The organism is Herbaspirillum huttiense (genome assembly GCF_047300815.1).
Taxonomy (GTDB): Bacteria; Pseudomonadota; Gammaproteobacteria; order Burkholderiales; family Burkholderiaceae_D; genus Herbaspirillum; species Herbaspirillum huttiense_A.
In genome coordinates, this window is the sequence record NZ_CP178608.1 from 3,921,600 (window position 1) to 3,937,061 (window position 15,462).

General features: G+C 61.6%; 14 protein-coding genes and 1 pseudogene. 3 read left to right on the forward strand and 12 right to left on the reverse strand.

All coding sequences use genetic code 11. From position 1 onward, the window contains the following. Positions 1–402 precede the first annotated feature (402 nt). A pseudogene (locus tag ACLRDN_RS17955) lies at positions 403–504 on the forward strand (helix-turn-helix domain-containing protein); the annotation flags it as partial. Between the two features lie 235 nt (positions 505–739). Here ACLRDN_RS17955 and ACLRDN_RS17960 read toward each other — a convergent pair. Beyond that, the gene (locus tag ACLRDN_RS17960; RefSeq protein WP_413460455.1) at positions 740–1,069 is read right to left on the reverse strand and encodes a hypothetical protein; all 330 of its coding nucleotides are present in this window, start codon (positions 1,067–1,069) and stop codon (positions 740–742) included. Positions 1,070–1,317: 248 nt separating this feature from the next. Beyond that, a complete protein-coding gene (locus tag ACLRDN_RS17965) occupies positions 1,318–2,214 on the reverse strand; it encodes a LysR family transcriptional regulator (RefSeq protein WP_413457394.1) in 897 nt (298 codons plus the stop codon). A 110-nt stretch (positions 2,215–2,324) separates the two neighbouring features. Here ACLRDN_RS17965 and ACLRDN_RS17970 point away from each other — a divergent pair, with 110 nt between their 5' ends. Beyond that, entirely contained in the window at positions 2,325–3,338 is a 1,014-nt protein-coding gene (locus ACLRDN_RS17970; RefSeq protein WP_413457395.1) for an aldo/keto reductase, read from the forward strand. A gap of 108 nt (positions 3,339–3,446) precedes the next feature. Further along, entirely contained in the window at positions 3,447–4,688 is a 1,242-nt protein-coding gene (locus ACLRDN_RS17975; protein ID WP_413457396.1) for an MFS transporter, read from the forward strand. A gap of 51 nt (positions 4,689–4,739) precedes the next feature. On the opposite strand, the gene ACLRDN_RS17980 is transcribed toward ACLRDN_RS17975, so the two are convergent. The 10 genes from ACLRDN_RS17980 to ACLRDN_RS18025 all read right to left on the reverse strand — a co-directional run bounded on the left by ACLRDN_RS17980 (position 4,740) and on the right by ACLRDN_RS18025 (position 15,384). After that, positions 4,740–5,240: a cupin domain-containing protein gene (locus ACLRDN_RS17980; RefSeq protein ID WP_413460411.1), complete on the reverse strand. Its 501-nt coding sequence runs from the start codon at positions 5,238–5,240 to the stop codon at positions 4,740–4,742. A gap of 195 nt (positions 5,241–5,435) precedes the next feature. Continuing rightward, positions 5,436–6,071 (reverse strand): LysE family translocator, encoded by a 636-nt coding sequence (locus ACLRDN_RS17985; protein WP_413457397.1) that lies wholly within the window; start codon positions 6,069–6,071, stop codon positions 5,436–5,438. Between the two features lie 60 nt (positions 6,072–6,131). Next, the gene (locus tag ACLRDN_RS17990; protein ID WP_413457398.1) at positions 6,132–7,193 is read right to left on the reverse strand and encodes an alpha/beta hydrolase; all 1,062 of its coding nucleotides are present in this window, start codon (positions 7,191–7,193) and stop codon (positions 6,132–6,134) included. Positions 7,194–7,466: 273 nt separating this feature from the next. Further along, complete coding sequence (locus ACLRDN_RS17995; RefSeq protein ID WP_413457399.1) at positions 7,467–7,997, reverse strand: hypothetical protein; 531 nt, start codon at positions 7,995–7,997, stop codon at positions 7,467–7,469. A gap of 27 nt (positions 7,998–8,024) precedes the next feature. Then, positions 8,025–8,582 carry a TetR/AcrR family transcriptional regulator gene (locus tag ACLRDN_RS18000; protein ID WP_413457400.1) on the reverse strand — a complete coding sequence of 186 codons (558 nt, stop codon included), beginning with the start codon at positions 8,580–8,582 and terminating at the stop codon, positions 8,025–8,027. Positions 8,583–8,591: 9 nt separating this feature from the next. Next, on the reverse strand, positions 8,592–9,062 hold the full coding sequence (locus ACLRDN_RS18005) for a DUF1348 family protein (protein ID WP_413457401.1): 471 nt from the start codon (positions 9,060–9,062) through the stop codon (positions 8,592–8,594). Positions 9,063–9,318: 256 nt separating this feature from the next. Then, positions 9,319–10,437 (reverse strand): response regulator, encoded by a 1,119-nt coding sequence (locus ACLRDN_RS18010; RefSeq protein WP_413457402.1) that lies wholly within the window; start codon positions 10,435–10,437, stop codon positions 9,319–9,321. After that, complete coding sequence (locus ACLRDN_RS18015; RefSeq protein WP_413457403.1) at positions 10,434–11,069, reverse strand: chemotaxis protein CheB; 636 nt, start codon at positions 11,067–11,069, stop codon at positions 10,434–10,436. The genes ACLRDN_RS18010 and ACLRDN_RS18015 overlap by 4 nt, the downstream gene beginning before the upstream one ends. Further along, the gene (locus ACLRDN_RS18020; protein WP_413457404.1) at positions 11,066–11,917 is read right to left on the reverse strand and encodes a CheR family methyltransferase; all 852 of its coding nucleotides are present in this window, start codon (positions 11,915–11,917) and stop codon (positions 11,066–11,068) included. The genes ACLRDN_RS18015 and ACLRDN_RS18020 overlap by 4 nt, the downstream gene beginning before the upstream one ends. Continuing rightward, positions 11,902–15,384 carry a response regulator gene (locus ACLRDN_RS18025; RefSeq protein ID WP_413460412.1) on the reverse strand — a complete coding sequence of 1,161 codons (3,483 nt, stop codon included), beginning with the start codon at positions 15,382–15,384 and terminating at the stop codon, positions 11,902–11,904. The genes ACLRDN_RS18020 and ACLRDN_RS18025 overlap by 16 nt, the downstream gene beginning before the upstream one ends. Between the last annotated feature and the right edge of the window lie 78 nt (positions 15,385–15,462).

Below are 15,462 nucleotides of genomic sequence, written 5' to 3' on the forward strand. Positions count from 1 at the left end.
AAACGTTGGAATTTTTAACCAATCGAAGAATCGACCTATCAGATCGAGCCGTATTCAATTTTCTCGATATCGGTAAGAGTCTCCCTACCCACGATTTCCCAGGAGATTTGCGTTTTTACACAGCCTCGGCCAATTGCAGACCTAGGTTAACGCCCCAAGCGTTTGCCAGGAAATGGATAGGGAAATTCCGTAGGAACAATGAGGCTTTGAAAGTCACCCGTAGCGTTTTTACGCTGTTCCATAACAAATGAGGTAATGTCCTCGACCGACAAAATCTCCTCTTGGCCTGTTGATTTGCATTGAAAACTGACCCACTTTCCCAGGAAATTTGCATCCAAAGTTGACCCATGTTTAGACCACAATCCTGCTCATGACAGCGAGCGGGAGAACGGAGTGATAGACGTGGCCCTACTTGGAATTATTCGACGCTGGTACATCAGAGACCGCATCTCAATTCGGGAAATCGCCCGCAGGCTCGACATATCCCGCAACACAGTTCGCCGCTACATCCGATCCGATGTCAGCGAACCTGCTTATCCAGCAAGGCGTTCGCCAAGCTCGCTCGATGACTTCACCGCCAGGCTCTCCGCTTGGCTCAGCGCAGAGGCGGTCAAATCTCGGAAGCAAAGAAGGACCCTGAAACAGATGTTCCTGGACTTAAGAGAGCTGGGATACGAGGGGTCGTATGACCGGGTGGCTGCCTTCAGCAGGCAATGGAAGGTGGGTCAAATGGAGAGGGTCAAATCTGCGAGCAAATCAACACCCACCAATTTAGTCCATCTGGCGCTGTATTCATTTTTCGAAGCGCTGAGGAAAAGCTCCCTCCGTTCCCAAAGCGAAAATTCAGAAGCTTCAAATCCCCTAAATCCCATTCACGCAGCATCTCTCGAAAGCTATCAGGCGCCTTTATGCCGGAGACGTTAAATATCTCTGCCGAGATTTCTCTCTCCTGATCTTTTGTCGCTGCCTTGGGAATGACACCATTGAAGTACGTGGGAAACTGTTGTACGTCCTCCCGATATTTAAGCTCCAAGCCCTGAACGATCTCTTCTTTCGTCAACAATGTCATTTTCTTCTCTTCAATGCCGATAGGGATGTCAGCTCCTGGCCGTTAGGAGACCTTAAACAGAAAGCTCCTGATTTATTTTCTCCGAGAGGGCATCATCTGCCTCTTTCGCCCGCTTGAACGGAGGCGCCCATATGCGGCCAAATAAGGTTCGGAAAAAATGGATCATGTAGATAGTGGAAATAAGGGGAAGGAAGAAATTATATTTCAGCCTGGATCGAAGTCCTTCCCTGCCATATCCATCGCCGCCCTTACAGCGCCGCCGCAGTCTCGGCCACCAGCTTGCGCAACCACCCGTGCGCGGGATCATCCCTGTAGCGCACATGCCACGCCATATGCAGCGGGAAGCTGCCCAGATCCACAGGCGTGGGCAGCACCTTGAGCCGGCGATCCTGCACCAGGCGCTGGCAGATCAGCCGGGGCAAGGTGGCGCAATAATCGGTGGCCGCGATGATTTCCGGAATCGATGCAAAGTGCGTGACCGACGCCACCACTTCCCGCTTGAGCCCCTGCCTCTGCAGGGCCTGGAACACGCCCGTGCGCAGGCGTCCCGACGGCAGCACGTTGACGTGCTTGAGCCGCTCGTACTGGTTCTTGCCGATGCGATTGCCGATGACGGGATGGTCGGCCCGGACCACGCATGCCAGCCCATCGTCGGCGATGTGCTGGACCACCAGATTGTCGGGCGCCTCCTCGATTCTCCCCAGCACCATGGCAGTATCGCCCGCGCTGACCCCGGTCTCGGCCAGATCGGTTCCAAAGTTCAAGGTGCGCAGCCGTATTCCCGGCGCCAGCTGGCTCAGGCGGGCCACCAGCCTGGGTACCAGCACGAACTCCACGTAACTGTTGGGGGCGATCGTCACCTGGTGATCGGCACGGGCCGGATCAAACGCCTGCTGGCCCAGGACCACCGCATCCATCGACGCCAGTGCCGAGGCCAATACCGGAGCCAGCGCCTCAGCCTTGGGGGTCGGACGCATGCTGTAGCGCTCGCGGATGAAGAGCGGATCCTGCAGCGTGCCACGCAGCCGTGCCAGCGCATTGGACACGGCAGCCTGCGTCATGCCCAGGCGCAATGCAGCGCGGGTGACACTGCGTTCTTCCATCAGGGCAACAAAAACGGGGAGCAGATTCAGGTCGTATTTCATGGAGATATATTCTCCACAATAAATCTGATTTATCAATAATAAATTTGCCGAATCTCTCCTCAATGCCGAAGATGTCGTTCATCGCAACCACAACTGAACAGGAGTACACCATGAGCTTGAAGAATCTTCTCCCCGGCACACTGGGCTTCGGGACCGCACCGCTGGGCAACATGTTTCGTGCCATTCCCGAGCAGGAAGCACGCGCCACCGTCGAGGCTGCCTGGAACGACGGCATCCGCTTCTTTGACACCGCGCCCTTCTATGGCGCAGGCCTGGCCGAGGCGCGGCTGGGCGACGCGCTCGCCGGCAAGGACCGTTCCAGCTATGTACTGGCCAGCAAGGTCGGCCGGCTGGTCATGGATGAACTGGAAGATGTGAGCGCACGCGACCTTGGCGAGAAAGGCGATGTTTTCCGCCACGGCCGTGCCAACCGCATCGTCAACGATTACTCGGAAGATGCCACCCTGCGCTCCATTGACGACAGCCTGCAACGGCTCAAGACCGACCGGCTCGATATCGTCTGGGTACACGACGTCGCCCAGGACTTTTATGGCGACCAATGGCTGAGCGTCTTCGAGACCGCCCGCAATGGCGCCTTCAAGACCCTGGACCGGCTGCGCGATGAGGGCGTGATTGGTGCCTGGGGCCTGGGTGTGAACAGGGTGGAGCCGATCGAACTGCTGCTGGACCTGCAGGAGCCGCGCCCGGATGGCTTCCTGCTGGCCGGCCGCTACACCCTGCTCGATCATGAGCGCGCCCTGCAGCGTGTCATGCCGCGAGTGAGCGAGCGCGGCCTGAGTATCGTGGTCGGTGGTCCCTATAGCTCGGGTGCCCTGGTCGGTGGGCCGAATTTTGAATATGCGCCCATCACGCCCGCCATCCAGGCCCGCGTCCAGGCCATCAAGACGCTCGCCGAACGGTACGGCGTGAGCATGAAAGCCGCCGGCCTGCAGTTTTCGCTGGCCCATCCTGCGGTGGCTGCGGTCATTCCTGGGGCAAGCCGTCCGGAACGCCTGGCCGAGGATCGCGCGGCCCTGGCCGAAATCATCCCTGCCGATTTCTGGCGTGATCTGCGCGCAGCCGGCCTGATCCATCCGCAGGCACCGCTGCCAGCAGGCAGTTGATCGGCCACACCGCATATCGGCCTCCCTCCTCGGCCTGACCGGCACCGGGCAATGCTACCGGTGAGGGAGCGCTTGTCCTTGCAATGTCAATCATCGAGGAGAAATTCCATGCACAAACCAACCCATCCCGCTCCGTCGGCCATCCACGGTCTGCCTGACGCCGAGCGCACCCGCCATCCCCGCCTGGCTCTGCTGGCCCTGGCATTGGGTACCTTCAGTATCGGCACCTCCGAATTCGCCAGCATGGGACTGCTGCAGTTGTTTGCGGGCGAACTCGGTCTGGATATCCCCACCGCGACGCATGCCGTCGAAGCCTATGCCCTGGGCGTGGTCCTGGGTGGACCGGCCGCCACCTTGCTGGCGGCCAAACTCAACCGGCGGCACCTGCTGCTGGCCCTGATGACGCTGTTTGTGGCAGGCAACCTGCTCTCGGCCATGGCGGCGGGGTTCGGCAGCTTTACGCTGGCGCGCTTTCTGAGCGGGGTTCCGCAAGGCGCCTATTTCGGGGCCGGTGCGGTAGTGGCAAGCTACATCGTAGGACCCGGCCAGGGAGGACGCGCATTTGCGCTGGTCATGTCCGGCCTGACGGTGGCAACCATTGTCGGTTCGCCCTTGGCGACGCTGCTGGGCCAGACGCTGGGTTGGCGCAATGCGTATCTGGCGGTCTCGCTGCTGGGGGTGGTCTCCCTGTTGAGCCTGTGGCAGTGGATGCCGCGCAGCAGCGCCCTGGACGGGGGGCCGGTCCGGCAAGAACTGCTGGCCCTCAAACGTGGCCGCGTATGGGCGCTGATCGCCGTAGCTGCACTGGGAGTGGCCAGCATCTTCGCTGTCTATACTTTCATCGGCCCGCTGGTGACCCGGACTGCCGGGTTGAGCGAGCACTGGATCCCGCCCGCCCTGGCCTTGTTCGGCGTAGGGATGACCGTCGGCAACGCCCTCGGTGGACGCCTGGCCGATCGCCATGGTTCGATGGGTCTGGTAGCCGGATTTGGCAGTGCGTTGCTGGCGCTGGCCTGGCTGGCAGTGGCGGGCGCGGTTCCCTGGATCCTGATGGCTGGCCTGTTTGCCGTGGGCGCCACCATGATGGTTGCCATCCCCACCATCCAGGTACGTCTCAACGAAGCAGCCCCCGATGCGCCCACGCTGATGGGCGCCATGAATCTGGCGGCGCTCAATGTTGCCAATGCCATCGGCGCATGGTCGGGTGGACAGGCCATTGCCCAAGGCTACGGTTTGCTGTCGGCAGTCTGGGCAGGATTTGTGCTCACGCTGGCAGGCTTGCTGCTGTTCCTGTGGGTGCAGCGCAAGCCACGGGCAGTGCGCACCATGCAGCCTGCTTGCCAGCCCTGAGCGCCCTGCCCTTGCAACCCTGGCTCACGCTCCTGGCGGTCAACACCGTGGTCACTTTCGCGCCAACCGTTCAATCAGATCTTTATGCTGCGGCCAATCCTCCAGCAGCAGATCTGCCCGGGCGATTTCCAAGGCCTCAAATTCGAAGCCCGGCGCCACCGTGCACCCGGCCAGGCTATAGCCCTCTGGCGCCGTGCACTCTGCCGCAAACCAGGCGCCTGCCGGGACCAGCGCCTGGAAAGCGGCACCCTCATGCTCCAGCGCATTGCCCAAGACAAAGGTCTGAACCTCCCCGTGCGGCAGCAGGACATGGACGTGCAGAGGGTCACCCTCATAGAAGTGCCACATCTCTTCCGCATCGATGCGGTGCCAGGTGGACCTGTCCCCGCCAGCAAGAAGGTAATAGATGGCGGTCGCCGCCGAGCGGCTTGCACCACCCGATGCGCGCGCTACACGCTCGGGGCTGCGATGGGTCTCCCTGAAGAAACCGCCCTCGGGATGAGGTTCGAGATTGAGGCGGGAAATCAATTCTTCGCAGCGATGTCGGGACATGTTCGGTGTGATGGACAGGTTCAAGGGGATTGACTCCGTGGAAGCGTCGAAGTGTCTCGCTATGGTCTGGAGTGTACTTCACCCGACATGTTCAGATTGTCGAGAGGAAAATTCGGGTTCGCTGCCAAGCGCACGAGCCAAGAGGCAGAGGCAAGGAAGCCACATCTTGTAGCAAGATCACCAGGCAATGCTGTACTACTTCGAGGAGCGGCTTCCGGTCAACGCAGTGAAGACACCAAGACCGATGAAAATGCCTGCGGTCAGATATCGCCCGAGTGCAGCGCCCTTCCCCAGGTGGCGCAGCATCGGAGCCATCTTTGCAGCCGCAAGCACGTAGGCCGTGTCGGTGCAGGCCGCGATCACCACAAAGCAGGCGCCGTGCGCCGTACTTTGGAAAAAGCCGGGCGCTGCCGAATGAAGAAACTGTGGCAGGAAAGCGGCGAAGAAGATCGCCGTCTTGGGATTGAGCAATGCCACCCAAAAACCGTCCCTGAATAGCTGGGCAATCCCGGCGTCGGGCTCCGTCGCCTTCTCTTCTGTGGCCACGGGCGTGCGCAGCGAAGACAGGCCGATATAAACCAGATAGCCAGCGCCCAGCCATTTGACCACCGCAAAGGCCAGCGATGAGACCGCAAATAGTGCGGCCAAGCCCAGGGAAGCGCCGACCGCGTTACCAAAATTGCCGAGCGCAACGCCGCCGACCGAGGCCAACCCTGCAAGCCGTCCTTGACTGACGGTCCTTGTGACAATGAACAAGACCCCCGGCCCGGGAGTCGCCGCCAGCACGAAGCTTGCTGCAAGAAAGGCCATCATCGTCGGATCAGAAAGCATAAAAGTCTCCATCACTTCACACTAACGAACTGCGCGCGGGATCGAAAGCGGCAGACCGCGCTACGGCGTTTGCCCGCAATCGGATTGATTGAAGATCGCCGCCAGACCGCATGCCGAGTGAAGCATCGCAAAGGTCCGATGCCCCACGCCCGGCACGTCGAACAAGCGATGCCGTTGCGGCAGATGCGCAGCTTCTGCTGCAGCCGTCACGTAGCGAAAGTAGGCATGCCCGCGTTCGATGCGGGTTGCCCCCTGGCTCTTGTACGTGCAGGACTGCCCGAGCGCATCTGCATTGGGATCATTGTCCGCCGTGCCGAGCAAGTACACGACATCACGTTGCAGATACTCCCTCTCCATTGCTGCGGGTTGTACCGGTGAGGATACGTAGGATGGCACGGCTGCGGAGAAACCATTGTTCCATCTGCCTGCCGCAGGGCATTGCGCGCCAACATCGGCGAAGCTGCCGTCCGCCTGTGGCCGCTTGCCGTCGAAATACAGATAGGCCGCCGGATTGGCGACCACGTAACGCACATGGATGGGGGCAGTCCCGAGCGCTTGCACCGCATGCCCTACCACCGCATAACGCTGCACGAACTGCCCCCCGGCAGAGTGGCCCACGAGCACGATATCGCGAAGATGAGGAAAAATACTGCGGTCCGCCAGGTGTGAAAAGATCTGGTCCATCACCGAAAATGCGCTCACCGGGGCAGGCGACCTGGCATCGTAGCCCTGGAGCCAGTCACGTTCTTTCCAGCGCAAGGTCGTCGGGGACAAGTGATGTGCATCGACGTCGACTTGCGTCACGAATTGCGGCGTGACGAAGAGCGTGCCCTCGGCCAGGGAGCCGGCGTGCCGTTGCAGGTCCCGGTCGGTATCGATGTCACGGCGGGGCCAGCCATGGATGAGGATGACGGCCCTGGTGATATCGGCCTGCTCCAGCGTCCAGTCGCGTGAGATGCGTATCGGCAGCTCCCCTGCACCGCCTGCAACGGTCACGTTCAGCCGATCTTGCAGTACCACCGGCACCGGGCTGTTGACGATATCGATTTCGGCTGCGCTGGCAAGATGAATCAGCGCTACAGAGGCGATCAGGCCTGCCATCGGGAGATGAACGAATCGCATGCCTCAATCACCAACCTTATCGGCAAGACTTGACGTCGGGCAACTCAATGACAACGCCGCAGCCTGGAGACAGGGCCATTTCCTCCAGCTTGCCGGGATTGACGCTCCACCGCCCCGCCAACAAAGTCTTCGGGAAGATCGGGCTGCGTTTCCAACGCGACCGTCCTGGGCGGTTCCTTGGGCATTGTTCGTTTTTGGGGAGGCCGACCGAACAGATTTCTCAAGAAGGACTGTATGAATGACATAGGGTTGGGTGATGAAATGGAGAACACGTCAAGCGCGAGCAACGAGTACGCAAAACATCTCGTCTTCGCTGTCATCAAATCCGGCATCATGCCGGAATCCGACCAGCGACTGCACCAGGTCCAAGGGGACATCGAACATATGATCCACATCAGCGTGACCTTCTAGCAGTCGCAATTTCGCACGATGAATTTCTTCGAGCGCGGCAGGCGGGGCTCCGATGATATCCAGGTTTGTTGGACCATCCTCGGCGTCATGCACCACAAACCAGTTTTCCTTTCCACTCGCCCAACAAGCCGCGGTACTTACCATGGCGTGCTCTTCAATCTGACAGGCAATCACGGGGCAATCGCGCGAGAGCAAGCGCAAACTTTCCGGCTTCAGGGCCGCAGGACTAGGCTCATCAAAGCACAGCACGTACCAGCCGGTCGGAAGCGCGCAAGCGACGAAGGGAGATTCCGGCAAAAACTCCCGCGCGGACGTTTCAACCAGCCCCAGAGTACTGAGTGCGCGGTCCTTTTGGTCGATCGGAATCGCCAGCCACGAAACGGAAAAACCCATCCCCGGTCCCCTCCTTGAGTGTCGGTATCAGCCCAAGAGCCGTTTCTCAAACCGCTTCAACGTCTCCGCAAACACATCGGTACTATCCAGCGCACGCGCCAGCACCAGCGCCCCCTGTATGCCGCCCACGACCTCCTCGGCCAAGGCACGCGCTTCCTTGGGCTTGCGCCCGGTGCGCACCAGCGCCGAGGCCAGCGCCTCGATCCAGGCGGCAAAGTAATCGCGCACCATCACCGCAAAGCGGTCGCGCTCATTGCCCAGCGCGAACACGCCCACCAAGCAAACCCGCTGCCCCGACAGGAAGTAGCGGCTCACATCGGCGAACATGGCCTTGATCCCCGCAACCGCATCTTCGCTCTCGTTCAAGGGATCAAACACATGCCGCCTGAACCACGCATCCACGTGGCCCAGCACGGCTTCGGCCATTTCCTCTTTGCCACCAGGGAAAAAGTGATAGATGCTGCCCTTGCCCAGCCGGGTCCCTTCGCTGATGCGCGCCAGGCTCGCCCCCTCGAAACCGTAGGTGCGAAACACTTCCGCCAGCAAGGGGATCACATCGTCTTTTTCCGCAATGACTCTAGCCATTCATTTTCCTCAGATACCGAAATCGCTCAGCCCGGGATAGTCAGCCGGGCGTGGGCCGCTATTGTCCCACAGGAATTTGCGTTCTTCCGGCTTGATCGGATGCTCGTTGATGCAGGCGTGACGATGATGCATCAGGCCGTTCTCGTCGAATTCCCAGTTCTCGTTGCCGTAGGCACGATACCACTGGCCGGAATCATCATGGTACTCGTAGGCGAAACGCACCGCGATGCGCGCACCGTCAAAGGCCCACAGCTCCTTGACCAGGCGGTAATCCAGCTCGCGCGTCCACTTGCGCTTGAGCAGGGCAGTGATGGCTTCGCGGCCCTGGGCGAACTCGGCACGGTTGCGCCACCAGCTGTCTTCGGTATAGGCAAGCGCGACTTTTTCGGCATCGCGGGTGTTCCAGCCGTTCTCGGCAAGACGGACTTTCTCGATGGCGGTTTCACGGGTGAACGGCGGAAGTGGCGGACGGATCGACATGGTTATTCTCCTTTAATGTACCGCTCAACACACAATGTACTGTTCGGTACAGACAATATAGACCGATCAACTTTGCTTGGCAAGCATTTTTGTCGTGCCATGTCGCATCGGCGACACCCGCCCCGTGATGGCATCAGAGAAGGCTGGCGCCTGTTGCAACCATTCAGAGCGCCAGCACCAATGAAAAAGGCCTGCTCCGTGGAGCAGGCCTTCCTCTCAGGCAGTGACGATCAACGGGGTTGAGCGTCCGGGTTCTTCAGCGTCGCGGCAACCTCACCGTTACCATCGTCTGCACCTGGTCATCCGAGGTCATGGTGATCGTGCCGCCATGCGCCTTGACGATCTGCTGCGCGATGAACAGTCCGAGGCCCAGCCCTTCCTTGCGGCCGAGCTCGCCCCCGCCGCCACGGAAAGGGTCGAAGATCACCGGCAGCAAGGCTGCCGGAATCACGCCGCGATTGGCGATGGTCATCACCACTTCCTGTTCGCTGCGGCCATCGATGCCGATGCACACCGGGCTGCCCGCCACGCCATGCTGCAAGGCGTTGCCCAGCAGGTTGGCCGCCACCTGCCCCAGGCGGTCGCCGTCCCAATAGCCGTTGTCGTCGCCTTCGATGCGGCGCTCCACGACGCTGCCCGGATAGGTGGTCTGGTATTCCTGTACCACCCGTTCGGTAATCTCGCCCAGGCAGGCACTGGCACGCGCCAGCGGAATGCCGCCGGCCAGCCGGGCGCGGGCCAGGTCGAGCATGTTCTCGATCAGCTTGGCCATGCGCTTGCCGCCATTGAGGATCTGCTGCGAGGCCTTCTGCGCCACCTCTTCCTTGTAGGTCCGCTGCAGCAGGGTCGCGGCCATCACCACGGCACTCAAGGGATTGCGCAGGTCGTGGCCGAGGATGGCCACGAACATCTCGTTCATGCGCAGGGTTTCGGTGCGCTCCTGCAACTCCAGCGCCAGCAACTGCTTCTGGCGATAGAGCTGGAAGAACACCTCGGCCTTGTTGCGCAGGATGTGCGGTTCGATGGGCTTGTAGAGGAAGTCCACCGCGCCGCTCTCATAGCCCTTGAAGAGGCGCCGCTCATCGCGTACGCCAGCCGTCACGAAAATCAGCGGCACGTTGCGGGTGCGCTCGCTGCCGCGGATCAGCTCGGCCAGCTCAAAACCATCCATGTCCGGCATCTGCACGTCCAGGAAGGCCAGCGCCACCTCGTGCTGCAAGAGCAGCTCGAGCGCTTCCAGGCCCGAGCGCGCCAGCAGCAGTTCGACATCGTCCCGCTGCAGCAGGGCCGAGAGGGCCAACAAGTTTTCGTCGAGATCATCGACCAGCAGGAATTTCACCCGCGGCAGGACTCTGTCTTTGTATTTTTCTGTCACCTGCGTTCCTTTTCCTGGTCATTCCCCGATACGCCCAGAGTGCGCAGCAGATCGGCGATCTGCGGGAGCGTGAGCACATAATCGATGGGTCCGAGCGCCAATGCCTGTGCCGGCATGTAAGGCACCTGTGCCTGTTGCGGACTTTGCACCACGGTCACGCCACCGGCGCGCGCAATGGCCTGCAAGCCGGCCGCGCCATCATGATTGCCACCGGTGAGCACGATGCCCAGCAAGCGCTCCCGATAGACATCAGCGGCCGACTCGAACAGTACATCGATGGCCGGGCGCGAATAATTCACCAGTTCATCGTTGGACATGGCCAGCACCGGACCCTGGTCACTGCGGTCCACCAGCAGATGATAATCCGGCGGCGCGAAATAGATCACGCCGGGCTGGGCCGGCTCCTTGTCCTGCGCCTCCACCACCGGCTGGCCGCAGCGGTCGGCAAAGATGGTGGCCAGCAAGCTGGGCCGCTCGCGCGGAATGTGCAGCACCACCATGGTTGCCACTTGCGCACCACGCCGCAGGGCCGGCAGGATCTCCGACAAGGCTTCCACGCCACCGGCCGAGGCACCGATGACGATCGCATCGATCGCACGGCCGCCCAGGGCCGGCAGCGGGACGGGGCTCACAGTTCCCCCTTTTTCTGGAAGATGCGGTCTTCCCGCACCACTTCATCGAAGGCCGGACCATGGGTGGAAAAGCGCATCGATTCCTTCGAACCCAGTCCCAGGAAACCCTTGCGTGCCAACGATTCGCGGAACAGGCCCAGCGCACGTTCCTGCAAATGGCGGTTGAAATAGATCAGCACGTTGCGGCAGGACACCAGGTGCATCTCGGCAAAGACACTGTCGGTGGCCAGGCTGTGATCGGAAAACACCACGTTCTTGCGCAGCGATTTGTCAAAGACGACGGCACCGTACGCGGCCGTATAGTAATCCGAAAGCGAGGTCTTGGCCCCGGATTTCTGGTGGTTGCTGGTGAAACCGGGGATACGGTCGAGCTCGTAGACCCCGGCCTCGGCCTTCTTCAATGCGGCCTGGTTGATGTCGGTGGCGTAGATGATGCTGCGCTCGAGCAAGCCTTCCTCGCGCAGCAGGATCGCCAGCGAATAGACTTCCTCGCCGCTGCTGCAGCCGGCTACCCAGATCTTCAAGGAAGGATAGGTGCGCAAGAGCGGAATGACCTTCTCCCGCAGCGAGAGAAAATAGCTGGGGTCGCGGAACATCTCGCTGACCTGCACCGTGAGGTAGTCCATGAGCGCCGGGAACACGGTCGCATCATGCAGCACCTTGTCCTGCAATTGCGACAGTGTCTCGCAGCCGAAGCGGATCATGGCTGTGGCCAGGCGGCGCTTCAGGGAAGCGCCGGCATAGCCGCGAAAGTCGCAGTGATACTTGAGGTAGATGGCATCGAGCAACAACTGCATCTCGATCTCGAAATGCTGGTTGGCCAGCGCCTGGTTTATTTCGGCATCCATACACGTACCAGGGACAACAGTTTTTCCACATCCAAAGGCTTGGCGATGTAATCGTTGGCGCCGGCGGCCAGGCATTTCTCCTGGTCATCCTTCATGGCCTTGGCAGTCAGGGCGATGATGGGCAGGCGCTTCCAGATCGCTTGCTTGCGGATCTCGCGCATGGCGGTCAGGCCATCCATCTCCGGCATCATGATGTCCATGAGCACCAGGTCGATCGGCGCACCCGGCTGCTCCTGGCTGCGCTGCAGGGCGTCCAGGGCTTCGCGGCCGTTGCGGGCGATGTCGACCTTCATGCCCTTGGGTTCCAGCACCGAGGATAGCGCAAAGATGTTGCGCACGTCGTCTTCCACCACCAGGATGCGGCGGCCTTCGAAGACCGTCTCGCGGTCGCGCGCCACCTTGAGCATGCGCTGGCTCTCCGGCGGCAGTGTCGTTTCCACCTGGTGCAGGAAGAGCGTCACTTCATCGAGCAGGCGTTCCGGCGAGCGCGCATCCTTGATGATGATGGAGCGCGAGAAGCGGCGCAGGTGCTGCTCTTGCTCGGCCGACAGCGAGCGGCCGGTATAGACGATCACCGGCGGGAAGGCTACGTTTTCCTGCTCGGCCATCTTCTCCAGCAACTGGTAACCGGAGAGATCAGGCAGGTTCAGGTCCATCACCATGCAATCGAAGGTGGTCTCGCGCAGGCGGGCCAGCGCATCGGTGGCAGTGCGTACGCCGACCAGGTTGATGTTCTCGCCGGCCAGCAACTGGCGGATGCTGTCGAGCTGGCGCGCATCGTCTTCCACCACCAGCACATGGCGCAGGCCCTGCAGGAACTTGGCTTCGAGCTTGCGGATGGCGCCCACCAGTTCCTCGCGCTGCACCGGTTTCAATGCGTAGCCGATGGCACCACGCTCCAGTGCCTCGTGCGAATAATCGGCCACCGACACCACGTGTACCGGGATGTGGCGGGTCTTGGGATTGCGCTTGATCTGGTCCAGCACGCCCAGGCCGGAGAAGTCAGGCAGGTTCATGTCCATCAGGATGGCGCTGGGGCGATACATCTCGGCCGCCGACACGCCTTCATTGGCCGAATGGGTGACCACGCACTGGAAGCCCATCTCATGCGCCAGGTCGCGCAGGATCATGGCGAAGGCAGTGTCATCCTCGATCACCAGGATCAGGCGCGAGGACGATTCGATGCGGTGACGGTCATCGTCGATGGCGATGTCCTGCAGTTTGGCCGGTGCACCCGGCACCACCTGCAGGGCCGGAATACGCACATCCGGCGCCGTGGCGACCTGGGCCGCCTGCAAGGTGGCGGCGGCACTGGCCGGTGCCGGCGGCGCGCTGCGCACCACGGCCTGCTCGCCGCTGTAGACCTGCGGCAGCGAGAGCGTGAAGATGCTGCCCTCGCCCACCCGGCTCTGCACCTGGATGTCGCCGCCCAGCAGATGCGCCAGGTCGCGCGAGATCGACAGGCCCAGCCCGGTGCCGCCGTACTTGCGGTGGGTGCTGCCATCGGCCTGGCGGAAGGCTTCGAAGATGAATTGATGCTGGTCGGCCCCGATGCCGATGCCGGTATCGCGCACGGCGAAGGCGATGCGGCCACCGGCATCCGGATAGATGCGCAGGCTGACCTCGCCCTTCTCGGTGAACTTGATGGCGTTGGAGAGCAGGTTCTTGAGAATCTGACCGAGGCGCTGCATGTCCGTTTCCATACGCTGCGGCAGGCCCGGATCGACCTCGACCTTGAATCCCAGCCCCTTCTGCTGGGCCGTCATGGCGAAGCTGGCCTTGAGTTCCTCGGCCATCTTGCTGACCACGAAGGATTCGGAAACGATATCGAGCTTGCCCGCCTCCATCTTCGAGAGGTCGAGGATGTCGTTGATCAGGGCCAGCAAGTCATTGCCCGCCGAGGAAATGGTTTGCGCGAAACGCACCTGCTCGTCGGACAGATTGCCCTGCTTGTTGTCGGCCAGCAGCTTGGCCAGGATCAGGGTGGAGTTCAGCGGCGTGCGCAGCTCGTGGCTCATGTTGGCCAGGAACTCGCTCTTGTACTGGTTGGCGCGCTCCAGCTCGGTGGCTTTTTCCACCAGCACCACCTGGGTCTTGGCCAGGTCATCCTTCTGGATTTCCAGCAACTGGGTCTGCTCTTCCAGCTGGGCATTGGTTTCTTCCAGTTCGGCTTGCTGGGTTTCCAGGCGCAGCTGCGAGGCCTTCAAGGCCTGGCCCTGCTCTTCCAGCTCTTCATTGTTGACGCGCAATTCTTCCTGCTGGGCCTGCAATTCCTCGGACTGGCGCTGGGTTTCTTCCAGCAGTTCTTCCAGGCGGGTGCGGTCCTTGGAAGAGCGCACGGCAATGGCGACCTGGTCCGACAGGCGGGCCAGCAGTTCCTCTTCCTCCGGCCGCACCTGGCGCAAGAAGCCAAGTTCGAACACCGCCTGCACCACGCCATCGGCGGAGGCCGGCACGATCATCAGCTCGCGCGGCGCATGGCGGCCAACGGCGGAGGAAACGGTGAGATAGCGCTCCGGCACTTCCTTGATGTGCATGGCGCGATTGAGCTTGGCGGCCTGGCCCAGCAGGCCCTGGCCATCGCGCAGATGCGGCGGCTGGACGCTCTCGTCCTCCTCCAGCGCATAGGCGGCAAAACGCTCGAAGTCGCCACTGTCGGTGCGCAGGTAGATGGCGCCGACTTGCGCATTCAGATAGGCCGTGAGGAAGGCCAGCGTATTCTCGCCCAGCGTGGCCAGGCGCTGCTCGCCCTGCAGCCGCTCGGCCAGGCCCATCTGGCCGTTGCGGATCCAGGTCTGCTTTTCGCGGGCGCGGTAATCGCGCGAGGTGGTCATGGCCGCAGCAATGATGAGTACCAGCAGCAAGCCCGAACCGCCCCAGGCCACGGCGGTGGAAAACACCACCGCATCGCGCCAGTCGGCCTGGCGGCTGGCCAGCAGATCGCGTTCCTGTTCTTCCATGTCGCGCGTGAGCACGCGCACACGGTCCATGAACATCTTGCCGCGATCGGATTGCACCACCGCCAGCGCCCCGGCGGTGTCGCCGTTGCGGCGGCGGCTGATGGTCTCGGCCAGTTCTTCGAGCTTGTCTGCCACCACGCGCTCGATCTGCGAGAGGCGCTGCTGCTGGTCCGGGTTGTCGGAGATCAGCTCGCGCAGCTTGCTGATTTCGCCCGGCAGTGCCGCGCGCGCCTGGTTGTAGGGGCCCAGGTAGGACTCGGTGCCGGTGAGCAAAAAGCCGCGCTGGCTGGTCTCGGCATCCTTGAGCGTGGAGACCAGCGTTTGCAGTTGCTCGCGCACCTTCATGGTGTGCGAGACGGCTTCGGCGGCCTGGCCCCGGCTGACCGAGGCTTCCCAGGTAAAGAGGGCAATGAGTACCACCGCCAGGATGGCGACGGAAAAACCGATCAGCGGCCCCAGGGGCAGCGGCGGTCCGGAAAAGGCGCCCTTGCCCTGGCGCTTCAACATGGCAATACGTTCTTCAGCTTGGCTGGAATAAACCCGCACGGTGCGCTCCGTTGTTCGAATCGTTGGTCGAGCTGCGGG